Origin of the sequence: Streptomyces sp. NBC_00075 (assembly GCF_045041225.1) — a bacterium.
GTDB classification, from domain to species: Bacteria; Actinomycetota; Actinomycetes; order Streptomycetales; family Streptomycetaceae; genus Streptomyces; species Streptomyces adonidis.
In genome coordinates, this window is record NZ_CP108243.1 from 2,967,803 (window position 1) to 2,984,232 (window position 16,430).

A 16,430-nucleotide genomic window follows, 5' to 3' on the forward strand; every position below is an offset into this window, starting at 1 on the left:
CATCCCCCGCGGTCACCGCCTCACCGGGACCGCCCGACCCCGCGCCGTCGCCAGAACCTGGTCCCCCCTCCGGCGCTGCGACGATGGACTCCCAGACCTCACAGTCATCCCAGGCATCCCAGTCACCGCATACGTTCCAGGTCGACCTGCGCGGCCTCGTGGACCTGCTCTCCCATCACCTCTACTCCAGCCCCAAGGTCTATCTGCGCGAGCTGCTTCAGAACGCCGTGGACGCGATCACCGCCCGGCGCGCGGAGCAGCCCGACGCCCCGGCGCGGGTGCGGCTGTACGCCGAGGGCGGCACCCTGCGGGTCGAGGACTCCGGGGTCGGTCTCACCGAGGCGGACGTGCACAACCTGCTGGCGACCATCGGCCGCAGTTCCAAGCGGGCGGACCCCGGCGACATCCAGGAGGCCCGTTCGGAATTCCTCGGCCAGTTCGGGATCGGGCTGCTGGCCTGTTTCGTCGTGGCCGAGCGGATCAGGGTCGTCAGCCGCAGCGCCCGTACGCCCGATGCGCCGCCCGTGGAGTGGACGGCCGCGGACGACGGTTCGTACACCGTGCGTACGCTCCCCGACGACGCCCGGCCCGAACCGGGCACCACCGTGCACCTGGTGGCGCGGCCCGGGGCCGGCGAGTGGCTCACCGAGGAGCGCGTGCTGGCGCTGGCGCGGGACTTCGGGTCGCTGCTGCCGTACGACGTACGGGTGGGCGACGAGGCCGTCACCGATCTGCCCGCGCCCTGGAACCGTCCGTACCCGTCGCCCGCCACCCGGAGGGTGGCCCTTCAGCGGCACTGTCACGACCTGTTCGGGTTCTCGCCGCTGGACTCGATCGACCTGGACGTGCCGCTCGCCGGGATCCGCGGGGTGGCGTACGTCCTGCCGTCCTCGGTGAGTCCGGCGCAGCGCGCGAGTCACCGCGTGCACCTGAAGGGCATGCTGCTCACCGAGCGGGGCGAACAGCTGCTGCCCGACTGGGCGTTCTTCGTGCGGTGCGTGCTGGACACCGACAGCCTGCGGCCGACGGCCTCGCGCGAGTCGCTGTACGAGGACGAGACGCTGGCCGCCGTACGCGAGGCGCTGGGGGAAAGGATTCGCTCCTGGCTGACCGGGCTCGCCGCAGGTGATCCGGAGCGGCTGTCCGCGTTCCTGTCGGTGCACCACCTGGGCGTCAAGTCGCTGGCCAGGCACGACAAGGAGATGCTGCGCACGATGCTGCCGTGGCTCCCCTTCGAGACGACCGACGGGCAGCTGTCCCTGGAGGAGTTCGCGCAGCGGCACCCGGTGGTGCACTTCACCCGGAGTGTCGAGGAGTACCGGCAGGTCGCGCCGATCGCGTCAGCGCAGGGCGTCGGTGTCGTCAACGGCGGCTACACGTACGACAGTGAGCTGATCGAAGCGCTGCCGTCGGTGCGCCCGGGGACCGTGGTCGCCGAGCTGGACGCCGACACCGTGACCGCCCACCTGGACGCCGTCGACCCGGCCGAGGAGCTGGCCCTGGCGGCGTTCCTGGGGGCCGCGCGGGCCAAACTCGACCCCCTGGGGTGCGATGTCGTCCTGCGCGCCTTCCACCCGCTGTCGGTGCCCGCGCTGCACCTGGACGACCGGGCGGCCCGGCACGAGCAGGCCCGCGCGGAGGCCGAGGAGAAGGCCGACGACCTGTGGGCCGGCATCCTCGGCTCGCTGCGGGGCAGCGCCCCGCGCGCGCGGCTGGTGCTCAACCATCTCAACCCGCTGATCCGGAGGATCAGTTCCCTGGAGGACCCGGAACTGATCGGCACCGCCACGGAGTCCCTGTACGGACAGGCGCTGCTCATGGCGCAGCGCCCGCTGCGGCCCGCGGACTCCGCGCTGCTGAACCGTGCGTTCATCGGCCTCCTGGAGTGGGCCACCCACAGCGATCCCACGGAGCCCACGGAGGACGGCCGGCGATGAACGAGATCAAGGACTTCGACGCGCTCCGCGAGGCCATGGCTCTCAACGCGGAGCAGCCCGAGGGACCGGCCCGCAACGCGCGCGCGGAGCAGCTGCTGGCCGAGGCCGAGAAGCTGAACATCCCGCTCGCCGTGATCGAGGCGCTCGGGCACCAGCTGAAGGCCTACAACTACAGCTCCGAGAAGGACCGGATGTTCGTCCCCTTCGCGCGTCTGCTGCGCATGTGGGACGAGCGGCCCGAGGACTTCGACGAGTACGAGGTCCACACACTGCACTGGGTCTTCAAGTGGATGACCGCGGGCATGCTGGACCAGCCGCACATCCCCTTGGCCTCCATCGAGAAGTGGCTCGGCGAGATGGAGCACCGCTACCGGCTCGCCGGGCACTCCGAACGGGCCGTGCGCGGCGCCGAGTTCAGTGTGGCCGCGCATGTCGGCGACCTGGCGCGGGCCGAACGGGCGTACGCCGCCTGGCTGGCCGCCGACCGCGACAGCATGGCCGACTGCCATGCCTGCGAACTGCACAGCCAGGGCTGGTGGCAGGCCGAGCGGGGCGCGGACGCGGAGGCGCTCGACCTGTGGCGGCCGGTCCTGGAGGGCGAGTTCACGTGCGCCCACGAGCCGCACACCGTCCTGGCGTCCTCGCTGGGCCCGCTGCTGCGGCTCGGCCGCCTGGACGAGGCCCGCGCGCACCACCTCCGCGGTTTCCGGCTGGTGCGGCCCATGGAGAGCATGCGGGGCGCGTACGCGGACCACGTCGAGTTCTGCGCGCTGACCGGGAACGAGGCGCGGGGCCTGGAGCTGCTCGCGGAGCGTCCCGCGTACTTCACGGACTCCGGGCAGCCGCGCAGCCAGATGGACTTCATGGCCGCCGTGGCCCTCCTGATGGACCGGCTGACCGGGCTGGGCATGGGCGCCCAGTCGGTGCCGGGCCCGGCCGGACGCGACTGGACCGCCCGCGAACTCGCCGTCCACGCGCGCGAGGAGGCCCTTTCGCTCTCCACGCGCTTCGACGCCCGCAACGGCACGTCGTACGTCGGTGAGGACATCCGCGCGCGCATGGCACAGGTTCCTCTGGTGGACCGGCTGCCGCTGGGCGTACGGGCGTCCGGTGTCCCCGCGCCCCGCAGGGCGCCGATGACGCGGCCCACCGAGCCCAAGGCTCCGGCCCCGGCGCCGGACGACCTGCCCGCGCTGCTCGCCGAGGCCCGCCGGATGTCGGACGGGCTGCTCCCGAACGCGATGGAGGCGTGGGCGGCCGTCTCCCGGGCCGCCGAGGGCGTCGAGGTATCGGTGGCCGACCAGGCGGAGATCGTCGACCACAAGGCCATGGAGGGCGGTCCTGAGGGCATCGCGCTCTTCGAGCGGGCCGCCGAGCTGTACGCCGAGGCGGGCGACCCCGGCGAGGCCCTGGCCGCCCGCGCCCGCGCCGCGTACGCCCGCGCCCTGGAGGGCGACGTGGACGCGGCCCTGGACGCCGTCTCCGAGCCGTACGAGGAGGTCCTCGCGCTCTACTCCGACGAGGGCACCGGCGTACGACAGGCCGCGGCCGTCCTGATGGGGCGCGCCCGCATCCTGATGCGCCAGGTCGAGGAGACCGGCACCGACCGCGCCCTGGCCGCCGCCGAGAACGCCGTACGGGAGCTGCTGGCGCTCGTCGACGGGCACGCCGGGGACGACGTACGGCTCGCCTCACGGGGCGCGGAGGCACAGGCCATGCTCGGGGAGCTGGCGACGCGCGCCGGGGACCTGGAAGGCGCCGCGGAGCTGTTCACCTGGGCCACGGACGCGTTCGTCGCGGCGGGGCTGCCGTGGTTCGCGGTGGAGTACGAGGCCCGGCTGGCCGGGCTCGCCCACCATCTCGGCGACATCGCCGAGGCGGAGCGGGCGCTGCGGGGAGCCCTGGAGCACGGCGGGGCGTATCTGGAGGCGGCCGGGCACGCCCAGCTGAACCTCCAGCTCGCCGAGATCCTGGGGGCGCGTGACGAGGTCGGCGAGGCCGCCGACCACGCCCTGGAGGCCGCGCACTGGGCCGACGAGGCGGGCGAGGGCCCGACCCTGGGGGCCTGGGCCAGGCATCTGCTCGGCGGTTTCCTCCTCCGGCAGGGCCGGTGGGCGGAGGCGGCCGAGGTACTGGAGTCGGCGCTGCCCGATCTGAGCGCCGAATCGCACGGCGACGGAGCGGTCGTCCAGACGCTGTGGTGGCTCGCCGACTGCCTGGCGGAGCTGGGCGAGCACCGAGAGTCGGCCGAACGGCGGTTGAAGGCCGCGGAGATCGCCCGCCACTGGCCGGAACAGCAGGACCACGCGACCCTCGCCCACCTCGCCGCCGAGTCCCTCGGCCAGGCCGGGCTGCCCGCCGAGGCCGATCAGGCCTACGAACGTGCCGGCGACCTGTGGCGCTCGCTCGGCAATGTGCACGGCCTGGTGCGTGCCCTGCGCGCCCGCGCGTGGCTCGCGCTGCGCACGGAGGCGGGGCTGGCCGGGGCACGCCTCCGGATGCAGGACGCGGTCCGCGAGTGCGGGCAGGCCCTGTCGGAGGCGGACGACCTGGAGTCCCGCGAGCAGCTCGGCGCCGAACTCGCCCACACCCACCGCCAGTTCGGCGACCTGCTGGCCCGCTCGGCCGCCGAGGACGCGGAGGACGGCGCGATCGAGGCCGCCTTCGAGGAGGCGCTGGCCCAGATGACGAAGGCGATCGCGGTGTTCTCCTCACTGGGCGAGGAGGGCCTCCACGGCCGCACCGGCGCGGAGCTGGCCGCGGGCTGGCTGGAGGCGGACCTCAGTCGGCCTGCGGAAGCGGCGGCACGCGCGCGGGGAGTGTTGCGGGCGTACGGAGACTCCGCCGAGAACTCGGACACCGAGACGGTCCGGGCCCGACAGGCGGAAGCAGAACAGATGCTCCAACTGATGGAGGAACAGGAGGCGGAGTAGCCGGCCCCGAGCCTCCTCGCCCCCGCCGCCCCTACCCGTTCCCATCCCTGGGGGCTGCGCCCCCAGACCCCCCTTTTTTGTCCTCAAACGCCGGACGGGCTGACAAACCAGCCCGTCCGGCGTTTGAGGACAAGGCCCGTTCAGGGCCGTAGCGGGGGTTCGGGGGCGGCAGCCCCCGAGGGATGGGAAGCGAGATCACTCCACGCCGATGAGCAGCAGCGCCCCCTGCCGGCCGCCCCGGTACACCACCGTGTCCACGGCCAGATAACCCTCCCGCACCCGTGCCTCAAGGTGCGCCGCGATCGTCTCGGGGGCCTCGTCCCCCAGGACCAGGGTCACCATCTCCCCGCCCGCCTGGAGCATCCGGTCGATGACCGCCACCGCCGTGGCCGTGACGTCCGAGCCGATCACGGCTACGTCGCCGTCGATGAGGCCGAGGACGTCGCCGGTCTGGCAGATCCCGGCCATCGTCCAGGACTGCCGTTCCGCGACGGCGAGTTCGGCGTACCGGGTCGCCCCGGCCGCCGAGGTCATCGCGACGACGTCCTCGTCGAACCGCCGCTCCGGTTCGTGCACGGCGAGCGCGGCGATGCCCTGGACCGCCGAGCGCGTCGGGATCAGCGCCACGCGGATCCCCTCCGAGCGAGCCTGCTCGGCAGCCGCGGCAGCGGTGTGGCGCAGGTCTGCGTCATTGGGCAGCAGCACGACCTCGCGCGCGTGGGCCCGCCGTACGGCCTCGACCAGCTCCCCGCTCGCGGGAGGCTCGCCCGGCCGCGCGAGCACGGTGGTCGCGCCGGCCTCGCGGTACAGCCCGGCCAGCCCCTCCCCCGGCACGACGGCAACCACGGCCCGCTGCACCCGCTCCCGGGGCGGCCGTCCGGCGCCCCCGGTGTGCACGTCGCCGACCGCGAAGTGCGTGATCCGGATCCGGTAGGGCCGCCCCGCCTCGACGCCCGCCTCCACAGCCGCACCGGCGTCGTCGACATGGACGTGCACGTTCCACAGCCCGTCGCCGCCGACCACCACGAGCGAGTCCCCGAGCCGGTCGAGCCGCTCCCGAAGACGCCCGACGGCCGCGTCCTCGGCCTCCAGGAGATAGATCACCTCGAAGGCGGGACCGGTGGCGTCGCCCTCGTCCGCGCAGTCGACCGGCTCGTCAAGAGCATCAGCATCGGAGTACCGCACAGGCACTCGCACGTGTGCCGCCCCCGCCCCAGCACCCCCCGGCGCCTCCCCCCGGAACGTCTCCACCAGCGCCCCGAGCACCGTCACCAGCCCCTGCCCACCCGCGTCGACGACGCCCGCGCGCCCCAGGACGGCCAGTTGCCCCGGGGTGGCGGCCAGCGCGGCCGAGGCACCCTCGTACGCGGCTCTGGCGACCGTCCCGCAGTCGCCCTCCGCCTCCGTCGCGGCGTCCGCGGCGGCCGAGGCGACCGTGAGGACCGTGCCCTCGACCGGATGGGCCACGGCCTCCCGGGCGGCGTCGGCCGCGTGCCGCAGGGCCAGGCACAGACCGGGACCGTCGACGTGAGCACTCTCACCGCCCGTCTCGCCGTCCGCCTCGGCGGCGAGCACCTGGGCCATGCCGCGCAGCAGCTGCGCCAGGATCGTGCCGGAGTTGCCGCGCGCCCCTATCAGCGCGCCGTGGGCCATCGCCCGGGCCGCGTCGGCCAGCGTGGGAGCCCCGGAGGGACCACTCGCGCCCGCCCCCGCCTCGTGCCCCGCGAACGCCGCCTCGACCGCCGCGTACGCCGACTCCAGCGTCAGATACAGGTTGGTGCCGGTGTCGCCGTCGGCCACCGGGTAGACATTGATCGCGTCGATCTCCTCGCGCGCCCGCCCCAGCGCGGCCAGCGCGAGTCCGCACCAGGTGCGCACCGCGAGAGCATCGAAGAATGTCTGCGGCACCTGCGGCACCTGTGCCTCCTTGAGCTGCTGGACGTGGCACGCAGCGTAGACCCCGGGTGAATGCCGGGTGGCCCGGGGCGGGAGCGAGGCCCTGATCAGCCATGGTAGTTTCGTTGTACTGGCGCAGTCGTTGTATGCTGCTCCGGTTGCCCGATCGAGACGACCATCCCAGATGGTCTTCGCACATCGGGCCTTCTCCCTGGCACCGCCACTCAGATCCTACGATCCTGATCCCGGCATGCCGGGATCAACCCGTAAGAGCATCTGAAGTCTTTGGAGTGACCCGTGGCTGCCAACTGCGACGTCTGCGGCAAGGGGCCGGGCTTCGGCAACAACATCTCCCACTCGCACCGCCGTACGCCCCGTCGCTGGAACCCGAACATCCAGCGCGTACGTACCGTGGTCGGTGGGACGCCGAAGCGCGTGAACGCTTGCACCTCGTGCATCAAGGCCGGCAAGGTCTCGCGCTGACGCTCAGCTAGCGCGCGGCCACTGCTGGTTCGCTGCACAGAGCCGGTCCACCTCGGTGGACCGGCTTTTTGCCGTACCCGGATACCGGATGCTCCCTAGGCCCGGAACCGCCAGCCGTGATCCACCGGCCCGATCCCGCCCCCCAGCGCGAACCCGGCCGCGATCGCCCCGGTGACGTACTCCTTCGCCGCCCGCACCGCCGCCGGCACCGACTCCCCCTTCGCCAGCCCCGACGCGATCGCCGACGCCAGCGTGCAGCCCGTGCCGTGCGTGTGCCGGTTGTCGTGGCGCGGGGCGCGCAGCCAGTGCTCCTCGGAGCCGTCCGTGAGCAGGTCCACGGCCTCTCCGGGCAGATGCCCGCCCTTGATCAGCGCCCACTTCGGCCCGTACGCCAGCACGGCAGCCGCGGCCTCGCGCAACTGGCCTTCCGATTCGACCCGTACGCCCGTGAGCTGGGCCACCTCGTCGAGGTTCGGCGTCGCCACGGTCGCCACCGGCAGCAGCTTCGTCCGTACGGAATCCAGTGCCGAGGCGGCCAGCAGCGGATCCCCGTGCTTGGAGACCCCCACCGGGTCGACGACCGTCGGCACGTCCGTCGCCGCGATCAACTCGGCGACCGCCTCGACCAGTTCGGCCGAGGCGAGCATCCCGGTCTTGACCGCCTGTACGCCGATGTCGTCGACGACACTGCGGTACTGGGCCAGCACAGCCTCCACCGGCAACTCCCAAGCGCCCTGCACACCGAGGGAGTTCTGCGCGGTGACCGCCGTGAGCACGCTCATGCCGTGCACGCCGAGCGCCAGCATCGTCTTCAGGTCGGCCTGGATTCCCGCGCCCCCGCCGGAGTCGGAGCCTGCGACAGTCAGCACGCGAGGAGGCACGCTCCTGGCTCCGCTCACGACTCGATGTCCGCGAAGTGGTCCCAGCCGCCCTTGCTGGTCCAGGGCGCCCCGTCGACCGTCACCTGGGGCAGTGCCGAGGGGTTGAGGACCTCGCCGATCACCTTCCAGCGGGCCGGCAGCTTCACGTCCTGCGGGAAGGTCGCCACGATCGCGTGGTCCTCGCCGCCGGTGAGCACCCACTGCATGGGGTCGACGCCGACGGCCTGCCCGATGTCGTTCATCTGGGACGGGATGTCGATCGCGCCCGAACGGATGTCGATCCGGACCTTGCTGGCCTCCGCGATGTGCCCGAGGTCGGCGATCAGCCCGTCGCTGACGTCGCACATCGCGGTCGCGCCGAGACCGGCCGCCGCCGGGCCCGCGTGGTACGGCGGTTCCGGGCGCCGGTGGGCCTCGACGAAGGCGCGCGGGGAGCGGAAACCGCGCGAGAGCACCGCGTGCCCGGCCGCCGACCAGCCCAGCCAGCCGGTCACGGCGACCACGTCACCGGGCCGGGCACCGCCCCGGACGACCGGCTCGTGGTTGCGCAGATCGCCGAGCGCGGTGATGGACACCATGATCGTGTCCCCTCGTACGACATCACCGCCCACCACGGCCGCGCCCGCGACCTGGCACTCGTCCCGCAGACCGTCCATCAGTTCGACGGGCCAGGTGACCGGAAGGTCGGCGGGGACGACCAGGCCGAGCAGCAGTGCGGTCGGTACGGCGCCCATGGCGGCGATGTCCGCGAGGTTCTGGGCGGCCGCCTTGCGGCCCACGTCGTACGCGGTGGACCAGTCACGGCGGAAGTGCCGCCCCTCCAGGAGGATGTCGGTGCTCGCCACGACCCTGCGGTCGGGCGCGGCGACCACGGCGGCGTCGTCGCCGGGGCCGACCCGGACCGCCGGGGTGGTGGTGAGCCGGGAGGTCAGCTCCCTGATGAGCCCGAACTCCCCCAGCTCTCCCACAGTGCCCTTCATAGACGTACGTCCCCTTCTGGTGCTGTCCCCGTTGCTGCCCGTGTTGCTGTCCGTGCCCGGTCGCGAGGCCCCGTCGGCCTCGGTACGGTCGAGGTGACCGTCAACCTGTGCTTCGTGCGCACCCCGGCGCGGGTGCCCCGGCCGCCGCGGGTCTCCCCCTGGCGCGCGGCGACGCGATACCGTGGCGTTCCTTTTCCCCACATGATCCTCGTGGCCGCCCTGGAGGTTCCGTGGTACAGGCGTACATCCTGATCCAGACGGAGGTCGGCAAAGCGTCGACCGTCGCCGAGACGATCAGCAAGATCCCGGGGGTGATCCAGGCCGAGGACGTGACAGGACCGTACGACGTGATTGTGCGCGCCCAGGCCGACACAGTGGACGACCTCGGCCGCATGGTGGTCGCGAAGGTCCAGCAAGTGGACGGCATCACCCGCACCCTGACCTGCCCGGTGGTGCACTTGTAGCCCCCGTCTACCCTGTGCCGGTGCACTTCTTCTTCCGTCACCGGCCGCTCGCTCTGCCCGTGCTCGCCCTGATGATCGTCGTCACGGGCTGCTCCTCCGCAGACGACAACGCCTCGGTCACGGTTCCCGAGCCGGACGGGAAGGCGATGAAGCTGTGCGGGAACCTGGACAAGGCGCTGCCGGCGAAGGTGGACGGTCTTGACCGGGACGACCCCGAGCCCCGGTCCGCACTGACCGCGGGCTGGGGCAGCCCGGCGATCATACTGCGCTGCGGTGTCGTGAGGCCGCCCAAGATGACGGACCCCAAGGTCGCCACCGGTGCGGATCCTGATGCGGTGGGGGGCGAGGTGAACGGGGTTGGCTGGCTGATGGAGAAACGGGACGACGGGTCGTCCCGTTTCACTACTTCCTCGCGGCTTGCCTATGTCGAGGTGACTGTTCCGTCGGGGCGGGACACGTCAGGGGCGCTTGTCGATCTGGCTGCTGCTATTAAGAAGACGGTTCCTGTGGGGATTGCCAACTAAGCGCCGTACTTGATCTGTTGCGTTGTTGGGTGCGGGTCCGCCGTGGCTGGTCGCGCAGTTCCCCGCGCCCCTTTGGGGCGCTCTACCGCAACCCTGTTGAGCGGCGCAGCGCCGCCTGCACCAAGCGGTCCACCAGCTCGGGGTAGTCCACGCCTGTCTCCTGCCACATCCTCGGGTACATGGAGATCGGGGTGAAGCCCGGCATCGTGTTGATCTCGTTGATGACGAACTCGCCGTCCTCCGTGAGGAAGAAGTCCGCCCGGACCAGGCCCTCGCAGGAGGCCGCGTCGAAGGCCTCCACCGCGAGGCGGCGGACCTCCGCGGTCTGGTCCTCGGTGAGGGGGGCGGGGACGATTCCGTCGGCCGAGTCGATGTACTTGGCCTCGAAGTCGTAGAAGGCGTGCGACTGGACCGGCGGGATCTCGGCGGGTACGGAGGCACGCGGGCCGTCCTCGAACTCCAGCACCCCGCACTCGATCTCGCGCCCGCGCAGCGCGGCCTCCACGATGATCTTCGGGTCGTGGCGCTGGGCCTCGGCGATCGCCTCGTCCAGGCCGCCCAGTTCGTCGACCTTGGTGATGCCGAACGACGATCCCGCGCGCGCGGGCTTCACGAACAGCGGCCAGCCGTGCTCACCGGCGAAGTCGACGATCTTCTTGCGGGCGGCCGACTCGTCGCGCTCCCACTCACGCGGCCGGATCACCACGTACGGACCGACCTTGAGGCCGAACGACGTGAACACCCGCTTCATGTACTCCTTGTCCTGGCCGACGGCCGAGGCGAGCACGCCCGCGCCGACGTACGGGACACCGGAGAGTTCCAGCAGGCCCTGGAGGGTGCCGTCCTCGCCGTACGGGCCGTGCAGCACGGGGAAGACGACGTCCACCTCGCCGAGGGCCTTGGGCACCGATCCCGGTTCGCTGTAGACGACTTCGCGATTCGAGGGATCGACCGGGAGCACCACGCCGCCCTCGCGCGACTCGGCCAGCTGGTCGACGTTCGGCGCCTTGCGGTCGACGATCGCCATGCGCTCCGGTTCGTCCGCGGTGAGCGCCCAGCGGCCGTCCTGGGTGATGCCGATCGGCAGGACGTCGTACTTCGTCCGGTCGATGGCACGCAGCACGGCGCCGGCGGTGACCACGGAGATCCCGTGTTCGGAGCTGCGACCGCCGAAGACGACGGCCACGCGCGGCTTGCGGGACGGCTGCTCGGGGCTCTGGGGGAGGTTCTCGGTGCTCATATCGCGTTGAGGGTACCCGGTGGTAGGGCGCTGAGTCAGCGCCCGCAGACCCCTGTTGCTCAGCGTCGTTCGGGCTTGGCGCTGCGCGACATCAGTTCCTTGAGGGCGACGACGGGCGGCTTGCCCTCGTGCACGATGCCGACGACGGTCTCGGTGATCGGCATGTCGACGCCGTGCCTGCGGGCCAGATCCAGCACGCTCTCACAGGACTTGACGCCCTCCGCGGTCTGCTTGGTGACCGCGATGGTCTCCTGGAGGGTCATGCCCTTGCCGAGGTTGGTGCCGAAGGTGTGGTTGCGGGAGAGCGGCGAGGAGCAGGTCGCCACCAGGTCGCCCAGGCCCGCGAGTCCGGCGAAGGTGAGCGGGTCGGCGCCCATCGCGAGGCCGAGGCGGGCGGTCTCCGCGAGGCCGCGCGTGATGAGCGAGCCCTTCGTGTTGTCGCCGAGGCCCATGCCGTCGGCGATGCCGACGGCCAGCCCGATCACGTTCTTGACGGCGCCGCCCAGTTCACAGCCGATGACGTCACTGTTGGTGTACGGGCGGAAGTACGGGGTGTGGCAGACGGTCTGGAGGCGCTGGGCCACGGCGTCGTCCGTACAGGCGACCACCGCTGCGGCCGGCATCCGGGCGGCGATCTCCCGGGCGAGGTTGGGGCCCGTGACGACCGCGATCCGGTCCTGGCCGACCTTGGCGACGTCCTCGATGACCTCGCTCATCCGCATCGCGGAGCCGAGTTCGACGCCCTTCATCAGGGAGACGAGGACCGTGTCGGGGGCGAGCAGGGGCGTCCACTCGGCGAGGTTCCCGCGCAGGGTCTGCGAGGGGATGCTGAGTATCGTGAAGTCGGCGTCGCGGGCGGCTTCCGCGGGGTCGGTGGTGGCGCGGAGGTTCTCCGGGAGTTCGACGCCCGGGAAGTAGTCCGGGTTCGTACGCGTGGAGTTGATCGCCTCGGCGAGTTCGGGGCGGCGGGCCCACAGGGTCACCTCGCAGCCGGCGTCGGCGAGCACCATGCCGAAGGCGGTCCCCCACGATCCCGCGCTGAACACCGCCGCCTTGACCGGCTCGCTCACTTGCCCTGCCCCTCTTCCTGAACTTCCCGTGCCTGTGCTGCTTCTGGTACCGCCTTCAAGGCGTCGAGCGCGTCCTGGGCGTCCCGTGCCTCCTGCGCGTCCCGTGCCTCTTCCGCGGCTGTGCGGCGGCGCTGCTCGATCCGCTCCTGGCGCGGGTCGTACGGCGTCTTGGGCGCCTTCTCGCCGCGGATGTCCTCCAGCTGGCGGGTGATGGCCGCCATGATGGCCTCCGTCGCCTCCTTCAGGAGGTCGGGGCTCATCTCCTTGTCGTAGAACCGCGTGAGGTCCACGGGCGGGCCCGCGAGAACGTGGTGGGTCTTGCGCGGAAGGACGTTGAGCTTTCCGGCGTACGGCGGCAGCAGTTCGTTCGCGCCCCACTGGGCCACCGGGATCACCGGGCACTTGGTCTGGAGGGCGACCCGCGCGGCGCCGGTCTTGCCGGTCATGGGCCACTGGTCCGGGTCGCGGGTGATGGTGCCCTCGGGATAGAAGACGACGCACTCACCGCGCTCCACGGCGTCGATCGCGGCACGGAAGGCGCTCAGCGCGTCGGTGGTCTCGCGGTAGACGGGGATCTGTCCGGTACCACGCATCATGGTGCCGACGAATCCCTTCTTGAAAAGCCCGCTCTTCGCCAGAAAACGCGGAACACGGCCGCTGTTGTACTGGTAGTGCGCGTAGGCGAAGGGGTCGGCATGCGAATTGTGGTTCACCGCGGTGATAAATCCACCAGCCGCCGGAATGTTCTCCGATCCGCGCCAGTCCCGCTTGATCAGAACCACCAGCGGCGGTTTGCAGATGACCGCTGCAAGGCGGTACCAGAAGCCGATTCTGCGGCGGGGCACGCGGACACCTTCCTCTAGGGCCTGGGCCAGGACCTCCGGCCGGTTGACCTGGGGGCCGCACAAGTGTCGCCCCAGGCTTCCGGTCTGTCGAGAACACCGTACGCCCCGGCACCGACACCGCCGGATGGGCTTTGATGACAGCCAGGTGACAATGGTTGCGACCGGGAGAGCGCCGGGTGAGCAGCCGGGGTGGCCGAGGGAGGTACGGAACGCTCGTGCAGTGGACAGTGGTCATACCCCTCAAGCCCCTGGCGCGGGCCAAGAGCAGGCTCGCGGACACCGCCCACGACGGGCTCCGCCCCGGTCTCGCCCTGGCCTTCGCACAGGACACGGTGGCTGCGGTGCTCGCCTGCACGGCGGTCCGCGATGTGGCGGTCGTCACGGACGACGCCCTCGCCGCCCGCGAGCTGGCCGCACTGGGGGCCGCGATCGTCCCCGACGAGCCCCTGGGCGGCCTGAACGCCGCCCTGGCGCACGGAGCGGCCACCGTACGGACAATCCGCCCCGACAGCCCCGTAGCGGCCCTGAACGCCGATCTGCCGGCCCTGCGCCCCCTGGAACTGGCCCGGGTCCTGGATGCGGCCGCCGAATTCCCGCGTGCTTTCCTCGCGGACGCGGCCACCGTCGGCACCACTCTGCTGACCGCGGGACCCGGTCAGGAATTGTCTCCGCATTTCGGCCCGCATTCCCGGCTCCGCCATCGTGAATCGGGCGCCGTGGAAATCGGACTCACGACGGTGAATTCCGTACGCCAGGACGTGGACACCGGCGACGATCTCCGGGCGGCGCTCGCTCTGGGCGTGGGGCCGCGGACGGCGGCCGTGGTCGAGGGGCTGCTGATCGCGGGCCAGTAGGCTGCCGCCATGCAGGCGACCGCGTACACGTACGACGCCGAGACGCGCAGCGGCAGTGTGCTGCTCGACGACGGCACCCCCGTCCCCTTCGACGCACCGGCGTTCGACGCGGGCGGCCTGAGGCTGCTGCGGCCCGGACAGCGGGTGCGCATAGAGGTCGAGGAGACCGAGGGAGCGACAGGGGCCGCGGACGGCCCACGGATCACACTCGTCACCCTCCAGACCTTCTGAGCGGTTCCTGGTGAAGTCGGGGCCGCGACAGCGCCCCTTCAGGGGCGCGGGGCTGTATCGATCTGCGGCTCCGCCGCGGGGCGCGACCAGCCACCACCGGCCCGCGGCGAACACCGAACCGCGCACCCCCTGAACACGCCGCGGGCCGGACTCCCCGAGGGAGTCCGGCCCGTCGCGTGAGTGCCCTCGCGCCCCGAGTTACTTGCGGGCGGTGGCCTTCTTGGCGGTGGTGGTGCGGGCCGCCGTCTTGCGGGCGGGGGCCTTCTTGGCCGTCGCCTTCTTGGCCGGGGCCTTCTTCGCGGCGGTCTTCTTCGCCGTGGCCGTGGTCTTCTTCGCCGCCGCGGACTTCGCGGTGGTCTTCTTGGCCGTGGTCTTCTTCGCCGTGGCCGTCGTCTTCTTGGCCGGGGCCGCCTTCTTGGCGACGGTCTTCTTGGCCGCCGTCGCACGCTTGGCGGTGGTGGCCTTCTTCGCCGCGGCCTTCTTGACCGTTGCGGCAGCACCGCCGGTCAGGCTGCCCTTGGGCGCCTTCTTGACCGCGACCTCGCCACCGCGCGGGAGCTTCTTCGAGCCGCTCACCAGGTCCTTGAAGCCCTGGCCCGCACGGAAGCGGGGGACGGAGGTCTTCTTGACCCGAACCCGCTCGCCCGTCTGCGGGTTGCGGGCGTAACGGGCCGGACGGTCGACCTTCTCGAAGGAACCGAAGCCGGTGACCGACACCCGGTCCCCACTGACCGTCGCGCGGACGATGGCGTCCAGGACCGCGTCGACCGCCTCGGCGGCCTGCTGACGGCCACCGACCTTGTCCGCAATGGCTTCTACGAGCTGCGCCTTGTTCACGTCTTCCCCTTCGGAGACATTGCCAGAACGAAAGTGTTCAAGCTTTTTCGCACGTTAGGCAGATATATACCGCAAATCAAACACGAAACGGGCTAATCACCCTTGTGCCGCAACGAACTCGGGCTGTCACGGAGTTCCTCAGCGGTCCTCGTCGGGGAATCGACCCTCGTCGAGGTCCGCCGTGAAGCGTTCCAGCCGCCTTGTCGCATCGGCGAGATCGTGCTTGGCCGCGGCCGTAATGACCAGCAGCTTCCGGGTCAGCGCCATCCGTACGCCCTCCGGGACTTGCAGTGCGCGCACTCTTGTGTGCGCTTCCTTGAGTTGGGCCGCGACCGCCGTGTAGAGCTCGAGTTGGCCGTCGTGTTCCATGCACAGATTGTGCCATCTGGGGCGAGTTGTCGCCTGCTCAGGGGGCAACTGCCGCCTCAAACGGCCTTCCGCGCCGGCTTCGGAGCCGCGGTGTCAAGACCCGGGTACCCAATCAACACCCTTTCTAACATGGGGAGTTGACGGGTCGCGAGAGGGCGCGCGAGGGGGTCGGGAGGCAGAAACAGCTGTACCCCCAATCGTGGCGATCGGGGGTACAGACGGGGTGTTGCAGTGGCCGAAACTCGACTTGCGAGCGGCCTTCGGACCACAGCGGTCCGTGAAAGCGACCTCAGACTTTGAGCGTCCACGGCTTGTGCGAGGGCCGCTTCGCCTCGTACGAGGCGATCTGGTCCTCGTTCTGGAGGGTGATGGAGATGTCGTCCAGCCCGTTCAGCAGCCGCCAACGGGCGTTCTCGTCGAGCTCGAAGGCCGCGGTGATGCCCTCGGCGCGCACCTCGCGGGCCTCCAGGTCGACCGTGATCTCGGTCTGCGGGTCGTTCTCCGTCAGCTCCTGGAGCGCGTCCACGATCTTCTGCTCCAGAACCACCGTGAGCAGGCCGTTCTTGAGCGAGTTACCACGGAAGATATCGGCGAAGCGCGACGAGATGACGGTCTTGAAGCCGTAGTTCTGGAGCGCCCAGACCGCGTGCTCGCGCGAGGAGCCCGTACCGAAGTCGGGACCGGCGACCAGGACCGTCGCACCCTTGCGCTCGGGCCGGTTGAGGATGAAGTTCTCGTCCTTGCGCCAGGCCTCGAAGAGCCCGTCCTCGAACCCGTCCCGCGTGACCTTCTTGAGCCAGTGAGCAGGGATGATCTGGTCGGTGTCGACGTTGCTGCGGCGCAGCGGAACGGCCCGGCCGGTGTGCGTGGTGAATGCTTCCATGGC

At 71.3% G+C, this 16,430-nt stretch carries 16 protein-coding genes; 7 read left to right on the forward strand and 9 right to left on the reverse strand.

Translation table 11 applies throughout. From position 1 onward, the window contains the following. Positions 1-83: 83 nt before the first annotated feature. On the forward strand, positions 84-1,937 hold the full coding sequence (locus tag OG787_RS12545; protein ID WP_405535236.1) for an HSP90 family protein: 1,854 nt from the start codon (positions 84-86) through the stop codon (positions 1,935-1,937). Continuing rightward, a complete protein-coding gene (locus tag OG787_RS12550; protein ID WP_405535237.1) occupies positions 1,934-4,870 on the forward strand; it encodes a tetratricopeptide repeat protein in 2,937 nt (978 codons plus the stop codon). Before OG787_RS12545 ends, OG787_RS12550 begins: the two co-directional genes overlap by 4 nt. A 195-nt stretch (positions 4,871-5,065) precedes the next feature. Here the strand turns inward: OG787_RS12550 and OG787_RS12555 are convergent, their stop codons facing one another. Next, positions 5,066-6,787 (reverse strand): DAK2 domain-containing protein, encoded by a 1,722-nt coding sequence (locus OG787_RS12555; protein ID WP_369037154.1) that lies wholly within the window; start codon positions 6,785-6,787, stop codon positions 5,066-5,068. A gap of 276 nt (positions 6,788-7,063) precedes the next feature. Between OG787_RS12555 and rpmB the strand changes: the two genes are divergently transcribed. Continuing rightward, the gene (gene rpmB, locus OG787_RS12560; RefSeq protein ID WP_004924906.1) at positions 7,064-7,249 is read left to right on the forward strand and encodes a 50S ribosomal protein L28; all 186 of its coding nucleotides are present in this window, start codon (positions 7,064-7,066) and stop codon (positions 7,247-7,249) included. 95 nt (positions 7,250-7,344) lie between these two features. Here rpmB and thiD read toward each other — a convergent pair whose 3' ends face one another. Both thiD and OG787_RS12570 read right to left on the reverse strand, forming a co-directional pair. Further along, on the reverse strand, positions 7,345-8,130 hold the full coding sequence (gene thiD / locus OG787_RS12565; RefSeq protein ID WP_405535238.1) for a bifunctional hydroxymethylpyrimidine kinase/phosphomethylpyrimidine kinase: 786 nt from the start codon (positions 8,128-8,130) through the stop codon (positions 7,345-7,347). Between the two features lie 14 nt (positions 8,131-8,144). Then, a complete protein-coding gene (locus OG787_RS12570; protein ID WP_369037152.1) occupies positions 8,145-9,110 on the reverse strand; it encodes a thiamine-phosphate kinase in 966 nt (321 codons plus the stop codon). A 230-nt stretch (positions 9,111-9,340) separates the two neighbouring features. Here OG787_RS12570 and OG787_RS12575 point away from each other — a divergent pair, with 230 nt between their 5' ends. Continuing rightward, positions 9,341-9,574: an Lrp/AsnC family transcriptional regulator gene (locus OG787_RS12575; RefSeq protein ID WP_003997603.1), complete on the forward strand. Its 234-nt coding sequence runs from the start codon at positions 9,341-9,343 to the stop codon at positions 9,572-9,574. Positions 9,575-9,588: 14 nt separating this feature from the next. Next, entirely contained in the window at positions 9,589-10,098 is a 510-nt protein-coding gene (locus OG787_RS12580) for a DUF3515 domain-containing protein (RefSeq protein ID WP_405535239.1), read from the forward strand. Positions 10,099-10,180: 82 nt separating this feature from the next. On the opposite strand, the gene OG787_RS12585 is transcribed toward OG787_RS12580, so the two are convergent. From OG787_RS12585 to OG787_RS12595, 3 genes are read right to left on the reverse strand one after another with little or no spacing between them, the layout of a single operon-like run. Next, a complete protein-coding gene (locus OG787_RS12585; protein ID WP_369037150.1) occupies positions 10,181-11,338 on the reverse strand; it encodes a D-alanine--D-alanine ligase family protein in 1,158 nt (385 codons plus the stop codon). Positions 11,339-11,397: 59 nt separating this feature from the next. Next, positions 11,398-12,408 (reverse strand): NAD(P)H-dependent glycerol-3-phosphate dehydrogenase, encoded by a 1,011-nt coding sequence (locus OG787_RS12590; RefSeq protein ID WP_369037149.1) that lies wholly within the window; start codon positions 12,406-12,408, stop codon positions 11,398-11,400. After that, on the reverse strand, positions 12,405-13,253 hold the full coding sequence (locus OG787_RS12595) for a lysophospholipid acyltransferase family protein (RefSeq protein ID WP_369037148.1): 849 nt from the start codon (positions 13,251-13,253) through the stop codon (positions 12,405-12,407). Before OG787_RS12595 ends, OG787_RS12590 begins: the two co-directional genes overlap by 4 nt. Positions 13,254-13,468: 215 nt before the next feature. On the opposite strand from OG787_RS12595, the gene cofC reads away from it, so the two are divergent. Both cofC and OG787_RS12605 read left to right on the forward strand, forming a co-directional pair. Further along, positions 13,469-14,107, forward strand: coding sequence for a 2-phospho-L-lactate guanylyltransferase (gene cofC, locus OG787_RS12600; RefSeq protein WP_369037147.1), 639 nt, complete (start codon positions 13,469-13,471; stop codon positions 14,105-14,107). Positions 14,108-14,116: 9 nt separating this feature from the next. Then, positions 14,117-14,338: a hypothetical protein gene (locus OG787_RS12605; RefSeq protein WP_369037146.1), complete on the forward strand. Its 222-nt coding sequence runs from the start codon at positions 14,117-14,119 to the stop codon at positions 14,336-14,338. A gap of 198 nt (positions 14,339-14,536) precedes the next feature. Here the strand turns inward: OG787_RS12605 and OG787_RS12610 are convergent, their stop codons facing one another. The 3 genes from OG787_RS12610 to leuD form a co-directional block, all read right to left on the reverse strand. Beyond that, positions 14,537-15,175 (reverse strand): HU family DNA-binding protein, encoded by a 639-nt coding sequence (locus OG787_RS12610; protein WP_369037145.1) that lies wholly within the window; start codon positions 15,173-15,175, stop codon positions 14,537-14,539. Positions 15,176-15,313: 138 nt separating this feature from the next. Beyond that, a complete protein-coding gene (locus OG787_RS12615; RefSeq protein ID WP_369037144.1) occupies positions 15,314-15,544 on the reverse strand; it encodes a hypothetical protein in 231 nt (76 codons plus the stop codon). Between the two features lie 289 nt (positions 15,545-15,833). Then, a complete protein-coding gene (leuD, locus tag OG787_RS12620; RefSeq protein ID WP_405535240.1) occupies positions 15,834-16,427 on the reverse strand; it encodes a 3-isopropylmalate dehydratase small subunit in 594 nt (197 codons plus the stop codon). Positions 16,428-16,430 lie beyond the last annotated feature (3 nt).